Source organism: Streptomyces sp. NPDC027189 (assembly GCF_055566975.1).
Window position 1 is genome coordinate 55670 of the sequence record NZ_JBVHRI010000021.1, and the last position, 15911, is coordinate 71580.

Genomic DNA, 15911 nt, shown 5'->3' on the forward strand with positions numbered 1-15911 from the left:
GAGTACCGAAATGACCATCCTTCCACCGGATCCGGCGGAACAGGACACCCCGGAGTCGACGGAAGAGCAGCCGCAGGGGCCCGCCTTCATCCTCTACCTGGACGGCCCCGAGTACGACGACGCCCTGAACCGGCTGGCCCTGTGGGTGCGCCACCTGTTGCTGCCGGTGTACGGCAGAGAGGTCACCTCCGCAGCACCCTGGTGCCCGAGTTGGCGGAAACACCCGGAGGCGGTGGCGCAGCTGTACGGGCTGTGGATGGCGTGGCAGGAGCTGACCGGCCCCACGTCCGGATCGACCGGGCCGGCCACCTGGCACCGCGATCACCTCAGCCACGTCATGGCCTCACTGCGGGACCCCTCGGGCCCGTTCGCGGGCTGCAAGGCCGGCGCCCACCGGGCCAAGGAGGCGCCGGGGATGGACCCGTACCCGGGCTGATCACCGGCTCCCGAAAACACCCGGAGCGAGTGAACCGTTCAGACACGCGGCCCGTTGCGGTTCGACGAGACACACCGAGAGAAGAGATCCGCCCGACTCACGCAAGAAGGAAGGACATCGCGATGGTAGACCTCGCCCAGTACGCAATCGACAGGGGGCGGGCCGAGTGGCGTCTGAGCCGCTATCAGGGACTGGGAGACAATCCTGAGGTAAAGGCCGCCTTCGACGCGTACCACAATCAGGTCTGGAAGGAGCTGGAATGGAGGAGTCAGGGATACACCAATGAGCAAATAGAACACTGGATGGATCCGGACGTCGGCCCCGACCTCGTGAGGGTGGTGAAAGAAAATCACGGGTTCAGCATTCCGGCCAAGAGGTGGGTCGAGGAGCAGGAGCTTTACAGCCCCGAGGAATTTCCTGCCCGGCTGCAGGAAATGGCGAACTACTTCTCCGGGCGCGGCAACGTATGGAACAAGATCGGCCCGTGGGAGGCCGAGAAACTCGCCGACAGGTCGGACGGCATCATCCTGGAGACGACACCGGGAGCAGTGGCACTGAACGAACTGCACTACGGGACCGGGGGCTACCCTGACTACACCCCCACGATGAAACAGGTCTGGGACCTGTTCTCGGAAAACTACACGGGCGGCCTGCGCGGGGAGATAGCGGGGAACGTGTTCCGCGGGATCATGAAGCCCAGCGTGCTGGACACCACCGAGTGGCCGCGCATACTCAAAATGATTGAAAATGGCGAGAACGACGTTCCCCACATGCGCGTCAACCTGCTCAAAATGAACGACGCCGGCGAACTGGAGACGGTCGATTCTCTCATAGTGCATTCACAGGCGTCCTACGACCTGCTCCCCGAGGCCCAGAGAACCCCGTCGTTCGTGGAGCAACAGGAGGGGATATACCAGAGGACGAAGGAGGAGCGGCGAAAGTACTACAACCGAATAGGGTTGCAGAACTCGATGTCAAGCTTCGAAAATGCCGTCAGGAACCCAAGCGAGTATCGGATCGTGCTGACGGACCCGAACGCACCACACGTCGAGCTGACCGAAAGCCCTCAACAACTCTCCAGGACGCAGAGCAATACCTCCAGTTCGAAGTCCTCAAGTTCGAAGGGGAAGGGGAAGGCCGACGCGACGGGGCTGAAAAGGATGCTCGCGACCGTCGCGCGGGAGCAGGGGCGAAGGGCAAGCGAAGCATCGAGCAGCCAGCTCGTGGACTCCTTCTCGAACCTCAGTTTCCCGACCGCGGCGGTGACGAGCTCCCCGCATCAGGGCAACACTTCGGGGTCCGACTCGGAAGATTCCAAAGGTTCCAGGGCCCGCTCCGAAGGCTCGTCCAACGTCTCTGATCCGGCGACGCATCTCGTAAATCTGCTTCCCGGGGATTCGGTGTATGTCCCGGGCCGAGACACTCTCGCCGCGAACCACCCCAACACCCACGTGGATGTGTTTCAGCGGGACACGACCAGCGGAGTGGACTACACGTCGGATTTCGAACAGATCAGGACGCCTGACGGGATTGTCTGGGACCGCGTCAATGCAACAACAGAAGCGGGGATACAGAAGGGCTACTACAGCAGTCGTGAGACCGAGTGTCTCGGAGTCTACGCATTCCACCCGCAGGGCAACACGTGGGATTCGTACCCCGGGACGCGTGCCGAAACGTACGCCTCCAAAACGTCCAGTCACAGCCTGGCGTCGGCCTCCCCTGCCGCAGACGCGAACTCAGGGAGGAGGCAGGGGAGAAGCGGTGGGAGAAGCAGAAGGTAATCGCGAGAACAGTCAGCGCCCTCACCGTACGTCGGGAAGGACATCATGACGGCCGACACCACGGGCAGGCAGTGGACTCGGGCACCGCAGGGCGCGGCCCGAGCTCCTCAGGAGGCGCGGACGCCGCAGGAGGCCCCGCCGCCGCCACCGCCATCCTCCGCACCGCGGTTCATCCTCTACCTGAACGGGCGCGAATACGCGCAGGAGATAAGGCAGTTGACCCTGTGGACGCACCATGTGGTGCTGCCCGTCTACGGCCGGGAGGTCACCTCCACGGCCCCCTGGTGCCCCCTGTGGTGGGAGCACCCGGAAGCAGTCGCCCAACTCCATGGCCTGTGGCTCGCCTGGGGGGAGCTGACCGGCCCCGGCTGCGGATCGAGCGGGCCGGCCTCGTGGCACCGCGACTACCTGGGCCCGGTGATGGCCTCCCTGCGTGACCCGGCAGGCCCTTTCGCCGGATGCAAGCCGGGCAACCACCGCCCGAAGGAGGCTCCGTCGGTCGACTCCGCCGACCCGTTCGCCCCGCCACCCGGCCCACCGCCCCCTTCGACTCCCCCTCCACCGCCCGCGGACTGACGGCGGGAAGGGGGGCCTGGCGTTGAACCCTGCGCCCTCGGCGGCCCGTTGTCGCCCGTGTCAGGACCTCCGACCTGAAAGAGGGCACCGTGGCGTATGACAACGCGGCTTCCCGAGGCAGGAAGCGGTTGACCAGGGAGCGAAAGCGCCCCAACAAGGACCCGGAGCGCCCCGAAGTCGCGCTGGCTCGAAAGCTGATCAAGGCCGAGTACGGCCTGAGAGGCGGGCGTCGCGGCGGCGGCGGAGCAGGCTCAGGCGGTGCGGAAAGCGTCTGGGATCAACTGGCCGACGAGTTGAATCGCCTGATGGATCGCCTCAGGGGCCGGACGGCGTCCGCCGGGGGTCCCCCGTCGTCCTTCGGCGGACAGGAGGCCGGGCCGGAGCAGCAGCCCACATTCGAGCAGCAGGCGCAGACGGGGCGGGCCGGCTTCGAAGCGATGATCAGCCGGCTTCCGATACGCGAACTCGAGGCCTTCGAGGACGCGGTGCAGAAGCTCGTCGAAGACAAAGAGAACAAGAAATGGAAGAAGGCGTACGACAAGAACCCCGAAAGCATGCCGGCTGTCATGAAGTACGCCAACAACGCGTACATGAGGAAGCTGGTGGAGGGCGCTTCCCCGAGCGTCGACCCGCCGACGCGGGAACAGGGTCAGTCGCATGCCGAGGTATCGCGGGCGGTCCCGGTCGCGGAGTCCGTGAACAACGCCGTAGCCACCATCATGGCCAACGACAAGAGGCAGTTCGCGGCATTGCGCGAGCGCTGGGAGCGCGAGGCGCCCCCTCAACAGCAATCGGCCGAGCCGCGGATCAGGAGCGGTTTCCCGGGGCCGGGCCCGGACCAGATGGCTGACGCCGTCGGCTTCCAAGCCGTCCAGGACGCGACACACGCCAGGGTCACCGCCCCTCCCGCGAGCCCGGACCAGATGGCTGACGCGGTCGCCTTCCAAGCCGTCGAAGACGCGAGACACGCCAGGGTAACCGCCCAACCTGCGAGCCCGGCCCCGGACCGGACCGGTGACCCCTTCCAGGACGCCGAACGAGCGAGGCAGGCCTGGAGCACCGCCAACTCCCGGAATCCGGGCCAGCACCCGATGAGCGACGGCCAGGCCTACCTCTCGGTCGAGACGGCACAGCAGTTGAGGGACAACAACCCGCCGTCCCCCGCTCCCCCAAGCCCCGTGTCTCCCCTGCTCAGCAGCGAAGGGCTCAGGGTCATCAACGAACCGTTCGCCGCCCAGCGGGCGTCGTCCTCGGCTGCCGGAAACGCCGGCCCGCCCTCACCACCACGTACTCCCGCGCCTGTTCCAGCAACCCAGACAAGCCCCCGCCCCAAGGCGAAGCGACGGTAAGGACGTTCTGCCGCCGGGTGAACCATCCACCACGCCCCATCCGTCGTGCCTGCGCAGGCGACAACAGATCGCCGAACCCCGAACCCCGACCCCCGCAAGCCCGATGGAGAGGCAACGTTCTATGCGCACCTTGCCCAGACGCACATCGTTTCTGCTGGCGCTGTTACTGGTCATCGCCGGTGTGACGGGCACCGCCGTGGCGGTCCAGGTCCACCGCTCCGGCAGCAGTATCAACGGAACGCCGGCCGCCGAAGTCGGCACCGCCGAGCACACCGTCACCTTCCAGAACAGGACGGACGGCCGTATCTGGATCGGCAGCACGGTCAACGCCGACGGCTCGGCCGCGCTCACCGGGATGCCGACGCTGGACCCGGGCCAGTCCGCCACCATCACCATCCCCGAGCGCGAGGGCGCCGGGCACTGGCGCGGCAAGTTCTTCGCCCGCCAGGGGTGCAGCGGTGACGACGGCAGTACGTTCCACTGCGCCGTAGGCGACTGCGGTCCGTACGCCGACCACTGCTCGCTCGGCGAACAGCCCACCGGACTGGCCGAGTTCAACTTCGACCCGGCCGACAACCTGGCGCCCTGGTACGACGTCAGCTACGTCAACGCCGTCTCGGCGCCCGTCACCATCACCCCGAACGACGTGGCGGTGCCCGAGAGCGGCGAGTGCGCGGCGGCGGGCTGCGCCAAGGATCTGCTGCCCGGCTGCCCGGCCGACAACCTGGTCAAGGACCAGGGCACGGGCCAGTCGCTGGTGTGCGTCAATCCCAACCGGGACGCAAAGACTCCCTACAGCGACATGATCAACCAGACGTGCCCCACAGCGTACGCCTGGTCCAAGCAGGACGCCGAGCCGGGCAACAAGGTCATGTACCAGTGCACCAAGTGCAGCGGCCTGACCGTCGCGTTCGGCACCGGCAGCGCCGCCGCCCCGACGGACCCTGCCACGACGACCACGACCGGCACAGTCACCCCGGCCTCGACCCGCAAGGGCATCAGCCTCAACCCCGTCGACGGAGCCTCCCAGGCGCTGGCCGAGTCCGGTGCGTCCTGGTACTTCAACTGGGCCTCGTCCACCGGTCCGGTCGCCAAGCCGGACGGTGTCGAGTACGTTCCGATGATCTGGGGTCCCGGCTCGGTGACCGACGCCGAACTCGGCCAGGCCGCCCAGCAGGGCACGGAGTTGCTCGGCTTCAACGAGCCCGACTCGGGCACCCAGTCCAACATGACCCCCGAACAGGCTCTTGATCTGTGGCCCCGGCTCCAGGCGACCGGCCTGCGCCTGGGGGCCCCGGCGGTCTCCACGGGCGCCGACGTCGCCGGGGGCTGGCTGGACCGTTTCATGACGGGAGCCGCCGAGCGCGGCCTGAAGGTCGACTTCATCCCCCTGCACTGGTACGGCGCCGACTTCGGCCCCGACGCCGCGAATCAGCTGCGCGGCTATCTCCAAGCCGTCCACGACCGCTACCACAAGCCGATCTGGCTGACCGAGTACGGCCTCATCGACTTCTCCCAGGGCACCCCCCGCTATCCCAGCCAGCAGGAGGAGACCGACTTCATCAAGTCGTCGACGACGATGCTGAACGGCCTGGACTTCGTGGAGCGTTACGCGTGGTTCACGCTGTCCACCCAGACCAGCCCGACCGGCCTCTACGACGGCACGACCGCGAACGCCGCCGGCCAGGCCTATCGAGACGCGGGCTGACGACCCGGCGGTCCCGGTCGGCCCGAAAGCTGAACCGTTCTCGCCCGCCGTCCGTTGTGCGGGTACGACCTCGCCGTGCCCCACCCCCCTGGGGCGCGGCGAGGTCCTGATCCGACCGGGGCCACGCGGCTGGAAGACGTAGGGAAGGAATGGTCATGAGCCGGGGTGAAGAGACGGACGAGCCGATCACCGGGGACGAGCACCTCGTACCTGGGGAGCCGGTGGATCTCAGCAGGCCGGAACCCGCCGGGAACGCGCCCGAGCCGTCCCCGTTCCTCGCGGTGGTCATCTCGGGCGACGGCTCCGCCGCCATCGATGGCGTACCCGTGCCGACGGCGGAGGGAGAGGCGGTCGACGCCGCGGTCCTCGACACGCTGCACGGATACGCACGCGACCGGAACGCCACCGTGACGGCGGCCATCTCCGATCCCGCCTCGGGTTACGTGGCCTTCGTCGAAGTCGCCCCCGACGGTTCGAGCACGCTTCTGGAGCAACACGGGGAGCAGCCGCCCGAGCAGGGCGAACCCGCAGTACCCACAGGGCCGTACGGACACGAGACGGGAACCGGGCCTTCCGGCGTCGACGACGACGTCGACGAGGGCCCCCACGACGACCCCGAAGACGAACTCGATCTCGAAGTCGAAGTCGATGAAGCGGCGTACGCCCTGCCGCAGCCCTCAGGCTCCCCGTCCCCGCCCCCCGCCTTCAGTTCGACCCGGGCCTCGGCCTCGCCCTCGAACCCGAGCCGGAGCCCGATCCCGCGCCCGGAGATCGGCCGCCGGGGCAAACTGCGCCAGTCGGACGCCGAGTTCGAGGGACCCAGGCTGCTCCACCGGCCCCTCGTGGTCGGCCCGGTCGCACTCGGCGCGGCCGCTCTCGTCATCGTTCCGCTGGTGATGCTGGGCAGCGGCGGGTCGGGCGGAGGAGGGGACGAGACGCAGGCCGCCCGTGCGACCAGCGAGGCGAGCAGGAGCCCTTCGGCCGAGGAGCCTGCACCGACCGCGTCCGTGACCCCCAGCATGATGCCGTCACCGCCCAGCGCGACGCCCACGAAGCCGAAGGCCAAGCCGAAGGACACACAGGGCTCGAAGGGCTCAAAGGGCTCGAAGGGCGGCGGAAGTGTCACCGTGACCGTGACCGCGAGGCCGCCGCGGACCACCATGACCGCGAAGCCCCCGCAGGACACCGCCGCCACCGCCGTGGGGCGCCTCGCCAGAAGCGACCCGGGCGGGCGGCACATCTGCTACCGCGTGTACCTGTCCGGACAGGGCTGGCAGAAGCCCGTGTGCGACGGCACGCTGGCCGGTACGACCGGCCAGAACAAGCCGATCAAGTCCATCAACATCGCGGTGACCGGCAGCGGCGGCTCGGCCGCCAACGCCTTCGTCCACGACGCCAAGTCGACCAGTGGCCAGGGCAAGTGGGAGCCGCAGTGGACAGCCATCATCGGGAACGGCAAGAACAACTACATCGGCAGCACCAGCAGGTCCGCCCCGTACATGACGGGCTTCGCCATCAACATCGGGAGCGGCCAGGTCTGCGAGATCGCCAAGGTCCACGGCTACGCCTGGGGCGGCCAGGGCTGCGCGGACGCGCGCCCCGACTTCGTCTTCGGCGGCACCCTCGAAAACACGCGCTGGCTCGAAGCGGTCAAGTTCACGGTGTGACCCGTGCGGCCGGTCCCGCCGGCTCGGCATCACGCGGATGGCGCCAACGGCCCCGGGCGAGCCGGTGGCGACGCGCGCACGGAGCGCGGGTACCGGTGTGCGGGGTGCGGATGCGACTCGTCGTCCCGGAGCTGAACGCCCTGTTCGACCGCGCACCTGCGACCGAAGCCGAGTCTGCAAACGACTGACGGGCACTTCTGAGAGGGCGTTCCGAGAGAGTTCGATGGTCTCGTAGCGGTTGAAGGAAGGTTGTCCGGTTCCGTGGCTTCTCAGGTGGCCGGTGGCACGGTGTGCTGAGGACGTGGGCGAACGACCCGCGTATCCGAGCGACTTGTCGGATGAGGCCTGGGAGCTGATCCGGCCGGTCATCGCCGGGTGGAAGGCGAGACGCCCCTCGGTCAGCGGCCATGAGGGCAGTTACGGGATGCGGGAGATCGTGAACGCCATCCTGTACCAGGCGCGCACTGGCTGTCAGTGGCGTTTCCTGCCCCACGATCTGCCGCCGAAGAGTGCGGTGTACTACTACTTCGTCTTGTGGCGCGACGACGGCACCGCCGAGACCATCCACGAGCCGCTGCGCTGCCAGGTCCGCGAGATGCGCAGGCGACGCGAGGACCCCGCCGCCGTCGTGCTGGACTCGCAGGCGGTACGGGCCTCGACGAACGCGCCGAAGGAGACGACCGGACTGGATTCGGGCAAGAAGAGCCCGGGCCGCAAGGGGGGGCATCGCCACCGATGTTCTCGGTCTGATCATTGCGGTCGTCGTGGTCGCCGCGAGCGTGCACGACAACGCGATCGGCATCGTGCTGCTGGACAAGGTCGCCACCACCGCGCCCAGCGTGACCAAGGGCTGGGTGGATGCCTGGTTCAAGCAGGCCGTCGTCGAGCACGGTGCCCGGCTCGGCATCGACGTCGAGATCGTGCAACGCGAGTCCGGGGCAAGAGGGTTCGCGCCGGAGCCGAAGCGGTGGGTGGTCGAGCAGACTTTCCCGACACCTCGCGTCCCGACACAACCCCGCACAGGCAGGCGGAGAAGACCTGGCAGGGCACCCTCTGGACGATCACCCGACCCTGGTGCTCGTCTACCACGGCGCCGCGCCGTTCGACACCGCATACCGGGGCAGGCCGTCTCCCGGCGAAGCGGGTCCGTGACCGTGGCCCGGGTAGCCCTGGGAGGGGCAGGCTGCGCGGCGCCGGGGCATCCATACTCGGCCGCATGAACAAGAGATCGGGTCTTGGCGAGTTCCTGCAGATGCGCCGGGCGCAGTTGCGGCCGGCTGACGTGGGGCTGCCTGATTTCGGGGAACGGCGGCGCGTGCCGGGGCTGCGACGGGACGAACTGGCCCAGTTGGCGGGGATCGGCCTTTCCTATTACACCCGGCTGGAGCAGGGGGTGTCGCTCAACGCTTCACCGGAGGTGCTGGACGCTCTTGCCCGGGCCCTCGGTCTGGGCGAGGTGGAGCGAACTCACCTGCACGATCTGGCTCGCGCCACGCGTCGCAGCGGCAAGCGCCGCAAGCCGGCGCCCGAGCACGCGGGTGAGACGACCACGCAGTTGCTCGAAGCGTTCGGTGACGCACCCGCGATCGTGCTGGGGCGCCGCAGCGACGTGCTGGCGTGGAACCGTACGGGACACTCCTTGTTCGCCGGGCATCTGGACCGGCGCATACCCGATCAGGCGGACCGGCGCCCGAACATGGCGCGGATGGTCTTCCTGGACGCCCACACCCGGGACCTGTTCGTGGACTGGCGGAAGAAGGCCAGGACGGTAGTAGGGAAGCTGCGACTTGCCGTCGGTCAGTATCCGGACGATCCGGCGCTGGCCACGCTGATCGGCGAACTAGCCATGCAGAGCCCGGAATTCGCCGCCCTCTGGTCCGAGAACCGGGTCAGGAACTGGGAGATCGCGGCCTATCGCATGCGTCATCCTCTCGTCGGCCAGATGCACCTCAACCTGCAGACTCTGACAATCCCTCAGGAGCCGGGGCAGCGCGTCGTCGTGGCGACCGCTGAGGCCGGTTCGGGCTCACAGGCCGCCCTGCACCTTCTCGGCCAAGCCGGCGCCCCGGTCCCAACCCCCGGCAGGCAGGGCACAGCCAGAGAGCGGTCGTAACCCGCTGAGTGGGTCCGGTATTGCCTGACGGTGTGCGTACGGGTGGAATCTGCCGGCCCGCAGCCGGTGAAACCAGACCAGTTCACGCGTCGTGCTCAGGGGTTGAACCACTGATCACAGGGTCGCGTTGTAGTGCCGTGACGGCGTCGTGCTCTCAGCAGCGACTCACATTGCGCGTCGAGTTCACACGTCTCGTCGAGTCCGTCCATTCACCGTGAAGGTTTCCCCCACACCATGCGCACAAAGCTTGATGCTGTCTCCTTCACCGCCGTGCTGGTCACGGTCGGCGCGTTTTCCGCGACCGCGCCGCTCACCGCGTTCGCCACCGGCTCCGCGCTCGCGCTGGCGCTGGGCCGCAACGCCCTGGGGCTCCTGACCCTCGGACCGGTGGTCGCGCTGATCCGCCGGCGCGAGTTCAGGAAGGTTTTCCGCGGCGAGCGTTTCCTCGTGCGCAAGGAGCAACGCCGAGGTGCACTCCTAGGGGCTCTCGCCGGTACGGCGCTGGCCGCGCACTTCGCCACCTTCATGTCCAGCACCCGGATGACCAGTGTCGCCATGGCGACCGCCCTGGTCGCCACCCAGCCCGTCTGGCAGGCCCTCATCTCGACGCTGCAGGGACACCGGCTGCCGCGCGCGACCTGGGCCGGCCTCGGCATCTCCGTGGCCGGCGCGGCGATCGCCAGCGGTATGGATGGGCGGGCGGGCACCGAAGCGGTCGTCGGTGACGCGCTCGCCCTCGCGGGCGCGGTCGCACTTGCCGGCTACACAGCGATCAGCGAACAGGCCCGTCCCGATGTCAGCACCATGGTGTACTCAGTACTGTGCTCCACCGTGTGCACGGTGGAGCTGCTGATCCTCTGCCTCGTCACCGGAACGCCTCTGTTCGCCTTCAACGGTGGCACCTGGCTCGCCCTGCTGGGTCTGCTGATCTTTCCTCAGCTGCTCGGCCTGTTCTCCCTCAATTTCGTCCTCGGCCGGGCGCCGGCCACGGCGGTGAGCATATTGCTGCTGCTGGAGGCACCCGTGGCCGCACTCATCGCCTGGCTGTGGCTCGGCCAGCTGCCCGCCGCGACAGCGTGGCCGGGACTGCTCATGATCATGCTGGGAGTGACCGCGGTGGTGGTCGCGGACGCCCGGCGCGCGGATCCGGCAACGGACACGGACACCACAGGCGAGGTACGTGGCCTCGTCGCTTTCCCGCAGCATCCGCTCCTCGCCCTGAACCACATACCCGGTGACGACATCCACGCCTTTCTGTGGCGCGAAGCGCATTTGGGACGCTTCACGGTGGTCGAGGCCACCATAAGAAAGCTGGAGAACAAGGCCGTCCGCGTCCACGGCGCCAAGTCCGCCGAGGCCACGCACTGGATCGAGGTACGCGCCGTTGTCGCCCGTATCGCCGCGGATCACGCCCTCTCCGCCCGGCTGTGGCTGACCGCCGCCCGGTTCCACTCCTCTTCTGCGCGCCGGGATCTCCCCAGCACGCGCACCTGCCTCGACCATGCCTACCAGGAGTGGTGCGGCGTGACGGACGAAGACGTCATCGACGAACTGGCCTCAGCATTACGGGCAATGTGCCAGCAGGACCCGTACTACACCGCGGAGATCCTCGCCACCTTGGACAGACGCCTGCTGCACAAGGCCGATCACTCCTATCAGGAGTGATTCGGACTGCTCGGTCAGATCGGCTCGGGAATGCGGTCATGGACGGCCTGCAGGCAACTGCGCAGCTGAGCTGTGACGCTGGGGCCCGCCGCCGTACCAGTGCAGTGGGATCCGCCGAGTCGGCCAGCGCCTGCGATTTCGCCCGCGCCTACGCCATCAGACCACACCAGAAACACTCAAGAGTTCGCCTTCGGGGTCCGAGTCGACAGCCCGGAGCTGACGCTCTCCAACGAGCACACCGAGTACGGCTGGTTCGCCCTCGACGCGGCGATGAAAGCTGCGGTTCCGCGGTGCCCCAGCCGGCGGGGGCCGTTCCGCTCAGGATCTGCCAAGCGGTTTCCATCGCGTGGCCGAGGACCAGCTGCTCGTGGGCGGGGTGCTGGGTGCGGAACGTGACGACGAACTGGTGTTCGGCGGACGGTGTGACGCCGGTGAACGCCTCGGCCACCGTGGGCTTGCCGTCCGCCGAGAGGGCAGGTGCGAACGTGCCGTTCCGCCGGCGCAGTATGGCGCGTCCGCCGCCACTTGCGGCTTTGCCTCGGAAAGGGCCTCTGATCTGGGACGGAGGCCCTTTCTGATCTTTCGGGGGCTTGCCGCGTTGGGCGGCGGAAAGTCCCTCGAGAGTCCCTCGGACAGCGTTGAAAGTCCCTGAAAAGTCCCTGGAGCGGAGGAGTAGACGAGGCCTCTGGCCTGGGCGTTCGCGACAGCCATTGGAGCAGGACGCTGGGGTCGCAGAGCTTGGGGCGGTCTTGGCCCGGCGGGATTACGCGGCCTCGGCGTTGGCCGTCGTGTCGGCCCGCGCGGCCCATTCGGCGCGGGCTGCGGTGAGCCGGGGGGTGCATCGCGCGAAGCTCTTCAAGCTGCCCGGCCACCGCTTCGATGAACTCGGCCGGCTGGTCCGGATCCATCGGGCGGGTGTACATGTCGGCGGCCACTTCGACCAGAACATGCGGGACTCGGTACGCCGGGCTGGTTGTTGAGTCCGGACTCACGGCGAGGTGCGCACAGAGCAGTTGCCAGGACTTGTAGTCCTCGGACTTCCAGCGAGCGGTGACGCACGAGTCCGTCCACCGCTGGGAGGAGGCCGAAGCCGACGACGGCCAGCTCAGGGGACGGACGTCATGACTGCAGGACTCCGCGGACCTTCACGGCAAGGGCGAAACCGTTCCCCAAGGGACTACGCGTCTGTGCCCTTGTCGGAACGGCCCTCTTGTTCCGTTACGGAGTGGCCTTGCCGGGCGCGGTGCTCACCCATCCTTCGGGCAGGCCCACCATCCATTCGGCGAACACCGGGGACAGACGACGGTTACCGGGAGCGGAGCGCCGTCGATTCTTCCAGGAAGACGAGGCGCGGTCGAACGTGGTCCACAGCCTCGGCGACGCCTTCCAGACGTGCGACCACTGTCCATTGCTCCCTTCCCTTCGTCGGCGTTGGAGATGATTACGGCAGGGAAAGCTGGCGCTGACTTCGTCCGGCCGCTACAGCTTGCGGACTTGGTCCCAGTCCGCAGGGGGCATGTCCCCGGCTGCCAGCGGGATAGAGCCCATCGCCGCCGCGCACACCAGGCTCGTCGCCATCATGAGGGGCCGCTTGCGTAGGCGGTCGCACCACGCGCCGGCGGGCAGCGAGAACAGCAGGGGCGGCGTCTTTTGACCGCTGCGAGGACGGCTGCCTGCCACGTCGTGGCGTGCAGGCAGGGGGATGGCCACCGAGCTGAGTGAGGAGCCCAGAACGTCACTGGCCTGGCCCGTCCAGTAGAGACGGAAGTCGCGGTGTCGCTACAGGCTCGAGTCTGCGGTAGTTGTCACGCGAGGCCGTCCACCGAGGGAGTGGAGTGGGGTGCACGGGAGGCGAAGGGCGTGAAGTGTGCAGAGGGGTGGTCGATGGGGAGGCCGGGGCGCCAGGCGGTGAGAATCTGCGCGCTGCACACGAACAGGCCGTCGGGCAGCTGGTCCAAGGGATACCAGGCCCAATCGCCGACGCTCTCGTCCGGCTGCGTGGTCGGCTGGCCCTGCCACGCGTGGATCAGGGCGCCCACCGTGACTCGCAAGACGCCCCCGACCTGGTCGACGAGCATGCCCAGGAGCTTGACGTCGTCAGGGCGAGCGATCAGGCCGGTCTCCTCGCGCAGTTCACGGACCGCCGCCGCCTCGAAGGACTCCCCGGCCTCGACAGAGCCGCCGGGCAGTTCGATGGTGCCGCGCCGATGGCGGCCCAGCAGCACTCCCTGCTCGCCGAGGAGGATCGCACCGACCCCGACGGCCGCGTGCGGCACAGGGGGCTGAGCACTACGAGGGCGGCTGGAGAGGCGTGCGGGCCGGGCGGCAAGGCGGCGGGCTCGGATGAGCTGCTGCACGACCGACGCGCTCTGATCGGGATGGCGCAGCAGGTCGATGGCCTCGACGCGGAAGCCGTACTCGGTGAGCAGGTCCTCCCACAACAGCGGTGCCAGGACCCACATCTGGGTGGCCAGCGGCGGATCGTCACTGAGCAGGATCATCTGCTCGCGCGGTGCGACTGCGGTGGACGGACCGCGGTCGTGCAGGTCGGTGTGCAGGAGCGAGAGGATTAGCGGCGCGCCGGGACGCAGACCGTCGCGCAGTGCGGGCAGGGCGCGGTGCGGGTCGATGTACGCCAGGGTGCCGATGGCGTACGCGGCATCGAATGGCTCGGCCTGGGCGAGGTAGTCGACCAGGTCTGCCTGCACGAATTCCACGCCCGGAACGTCCGCGTGGGTGGGGGCGGCGCGCTCGTGCTGGGTGGGCGACAGCTCGATCCCGGTGACGTGCGCGCCGTGGGCCTGGGCGAGATGTACGGCGTGCTGGCCGGCGCCGGAGCCGATGTCCAGGACACGACGGCTGGCGATGTCGCCCAGGATTTCAGTACCGGGACCGACGCCCTCCCACGGTGTCCAGGACATCTGTTCGGGGATGGGCGGCATGTAGGAGCGACTGAGCTGGCGCTGTCCGTAGACGGTCCAGGCTTGGGCGTTGATGTCCTCGACGGGCACGGTCTCTCCTTCGCGGGCGGCGCGACGTGGTTCAGGTGTGGGTGATGAGGTAGGCGGGGCCTTCGCCGAGCCGGGCGCGTTCGACGGCGTCGAGGCGGGAAAAGGCGCGAGGCGCCATCAACTGCCGCCATCCCTCCAGGTCGTGCACGGCCCACATGTCGTGCTCCGCGGGATCGAGGCGAATCTGGCGGAGCTGGTCGGTGGTGAGGCGCCCTCCGTCGAAGATGAAGCCGACCTTGTTCAGCGGCAGCCGGGGCCCGGCGTGCAGGAAATGCGTCAGCAGCAACTTCGGTGCGTCCAGGCCGATTTCGAGGCCGGTCTCCTCGATGGCTTCGCGACGGGCGGTCTGGAGGGGGTCTTCCCCCTGGGTGTCGAGATTGCCGCCCGGGAACTGCCAGAGCCGGGATCCGTAGAGCGAGCGCAGCTGTACGGGCCGGTCGTGCTCGTCGCGTACGTACAGGCAGCCGTACACCGTGTGGTGGGGCACGGTCTGCGCGTACTGCGACGGTGCCATCGGCAGGGAGTGGCCCGGGCGCGCGGGACGGTGGTCGAACTCGAAGGCCAGCGGGCCCAGCGCTTCCCGGCCCGGCGGGTAGATACTGCGGAGCGCGACGAGCAGCTCCTCGCGTTGAGCGTCAGGATCGATGCGCGACGGATCCTCCGCGTCGAGCAGTTCCTCGAACGACGCATACGGGGTCACCCGTTTCACGACGATGTCGAGTTCCCGGCTGCTGTCGCGGTCGTGGAAAACGATCGCGTCCCCGACTTCGACGGCCGCCTTGGCTGGGGTGGCGACACGTACCTCGACCGTCTTGCGGCCCGACTCCACCTGGTCGTAGTAGCGCTCGAGCAGGTGGAAGTGATGTTCCCGCGGGGATGCGGTCACGGTGGCCTCGAGGCTCCGGGTGCTGGATGGTGCTGCCTGCGTTCCGGCGCCGGGTGGAGTGTCCTGCGCTGTGGACTGGCTCCGGTGCGGGCCGCGCAGAACCAGGAAGGCCAGCCCTTCGGTGTCGTGGCGCTCGGCGCTGTGCCAGCGGTTGTGGAGCGCTGCGAGTTCGTCCTCGTCGAGTGCGATACCGCGCCGCTCGGCCGGGGTATCGGCCGCGAGTGGTGTGATGACCACGAGGTCTCCGCCGGGACGCAGAAGCTGGCCGAGCGCGTGCAGGGTGCGGTCGCGGGCGTTGAGGAACGCAGCCACGAACCGCAGGGTGATCAAGTCGTACCCGTCGGCGTGCAAGGGCTCCCAGTCGTCGCCTTCGACGTCGAGGCGAAGCCATCGAGCGGCCTCGCCGTGTCGGGTGCGGGCTTCGGCGAGAGCGGTCTCGGACCAGTCGACGGCGTCCACGGCGTAGCCGAGGCCGGCCAGATGAGCTGCGAGCTCACCGACCCCGCACCCGACGTCGAGGGCCCTTGCCGCGTCCGGTGCCGGCACATGAGTGGCCAGCAGCGTGCGCTCGTTGTCGCTGAGCGGGCGATAGCGGCGGCCGTCGGCGTAGCCGCGGTCCCATTCTTCCTGCGAGGTGAACATGTGCGGGAGTAGGTCCTTTCCCAAGAGCGGCGGTCTCAAGGAAGCAGCGGGCCGGCTGACGACACGTGCCGGCCCGG

Annotated in this window: 11 protein-coding genes and 2 pseudogenes; 9 read left to right on the forward strand and 4 right to left on the reverse strand. The window is 68.4% G+C overall.

The window, feature by feature from the left end:
• Positions 1–10 precede the first annotated feature (10 nt).
• The 9 genes and pseudogenes from ACZ4RZ_RS36590 to ACZ4RZ_RS36630 all read left to right on the forward strand — a co-directional run bounded on the left by ACZ4RZ_RS36590 (position 11) and on the right by ACZ4RZ_RS36630 (position 11295).
• A complete protein-coding gene (locus tag ACZ4RZ_RS36590; RefSeq protein ID WP_467751229.1) occupies positions 11–436 on the forward strand; it encodes a DUF4913 domain-containing protein in 426 nt (141 codons plus the stop codon).
• A 122-nt stretch (positions 437–558) separates the two neighbouring features.
• The gene (locus tag ACZ4RZ_RS36595; RefSeq protein ID WP_467751230.1) at positions 559–2217 is read left to right on the forward strand and encodes a hypothetical protein; all 1659 of its coding nucleotides are present in this window, start codon (positions 559–561) and stop codon (positions 2215–2217) included.
• A 45-nt stretch (positions 2218–2262) separates the two neighbouring features.
• Positions 2263–2793, forward strand: coding sequence for a DUF4913 domain-containing protein (locus ACZ4RZ_RS36600; protein ID WP_467751231.1), 531 nt, complete (start codon positions 2263–2265; stop codon positions 2791–2793).
• A gap of 128 nt (positions 2794–2921) precedes the next feature.
• Complete coding sequence (locus tag ACZ4RZ_RS36605) at positions 2922–4142, forward strand: hypothetical protein (RefSeq protein ID WP_467751233.1); 1221 nt, start codon at positions 2922–2924, stop codon at positions 4140–4142.
• Between the two features lie 130 nt (positions 4143–4272).
• Complete coding sequence (locus ACZ4RZ_RS36610) at positions 4273–5850, forward strand: glycosyl hydrolase (RefSeq protein ID WP_467751234.1); 1578 nt, start codon at positions 4273–4275, stop codon at positions 5848–5850.
• Between the two features lie 155 nt (positions 5851–6005).
• A complete protein-coding gene (locus ACZ4RZ_RS36615; RefSeq protein ID WP_467751235.1) occupies positions 6006–7517 on the forward strand; it encodes a hypothetical protein in 1512 nt (503 codons plus the stop codon).
• 301 nt (positions 7518–7818) lie between these two features.
• Positions 7819–8506 (forward strand): annotated as a pseudogene (locus ACZ4RZ_RS36620) (IS5 family transposase); the annotation flags it as partial.
• A gap of 227 nt (positions 8507–8733) precedes the next feature.
• Entirely contained in the window at positions 8734–9630 is an 897-nt protein-coding gene (locus tag ACZ4RZ_RS36625) for a helix-turn-helix domain-containing protein (RefSeq protein ID WP_467751236.1), read from the forward strand.
• Between the two features lie 234 nt (positions 9631–9864).
• Positions 9865–11295 carry a DMT family transporter gene (locus ACZ4RZ_RS36630; protein ID WP_467751237.1) on the forward strand — a complete coding sequence of 477 codons (1431 nt, stop codon included), beginning with the start codon at positions 9865–9867 and terminating at the stop codon, positions 11293–11295.
• 148 nt (positions 11296–11443) lie between these two features.
• Here ACZ4RZ_RS36630 and ACZ4RZ_RS36635 read toward each other — a convergent pair whose 3' ends face one another.
• The 4 genes and pseudogenes from ACZ4RZ_RS36635 to ACZ4RZ_RS36650 all read right to left on the reverse strand — a co-directional run bounded on the left by ACZ4RZ_RS36635 (position 11444) and on the right by ACZ4RZ_RS36650 (position 15834).
• On the reverse strand, positions 11444–11851 hold the full coding sequence (locus ACZ4RZ_RS36635) for a DUF6177 family protein (protein ID WP_467751345.1): 408 nt from the start codon (positions 11849–11851) through the stop codon (positions 11444–11446).
• A gap of 280 nt (positions 11852–12131) precedes the next feature.
• Positions 12132–12404: pseudogene (locus ACZ4RZ_RS36640) on the reverse strand (DUF6907 domain-containing protein); the annotation flags it as partial.
• Between the two features lie 696 nt (positions 12405–13100).
• On the reverse strand, positions 13101–14306 hold the full coding sequence (locus ACZ4RZ_RS36645) for a bifunctional class I SAM-dependent methyltransferase/NUDIX hydrolase (protein ID WP_467751238.1): 1206 nt from the start codon (positions 14304–14306) through the stop codon (positions 13101–13103).
• Positions 14307–14337: 31 nt separating this feature from the next.
• Positions 14338–15834, reverse strand: coding sequence for a methyltransferase (locus tag ACZ4RZ_RS36650; protein WP_467751240.1), 1497 nt, complete (start codon positions 15832–15834; stop codon positions 14338–14340).
• Positions 15835–15911 lie beyond the last annotated feature (77 nt).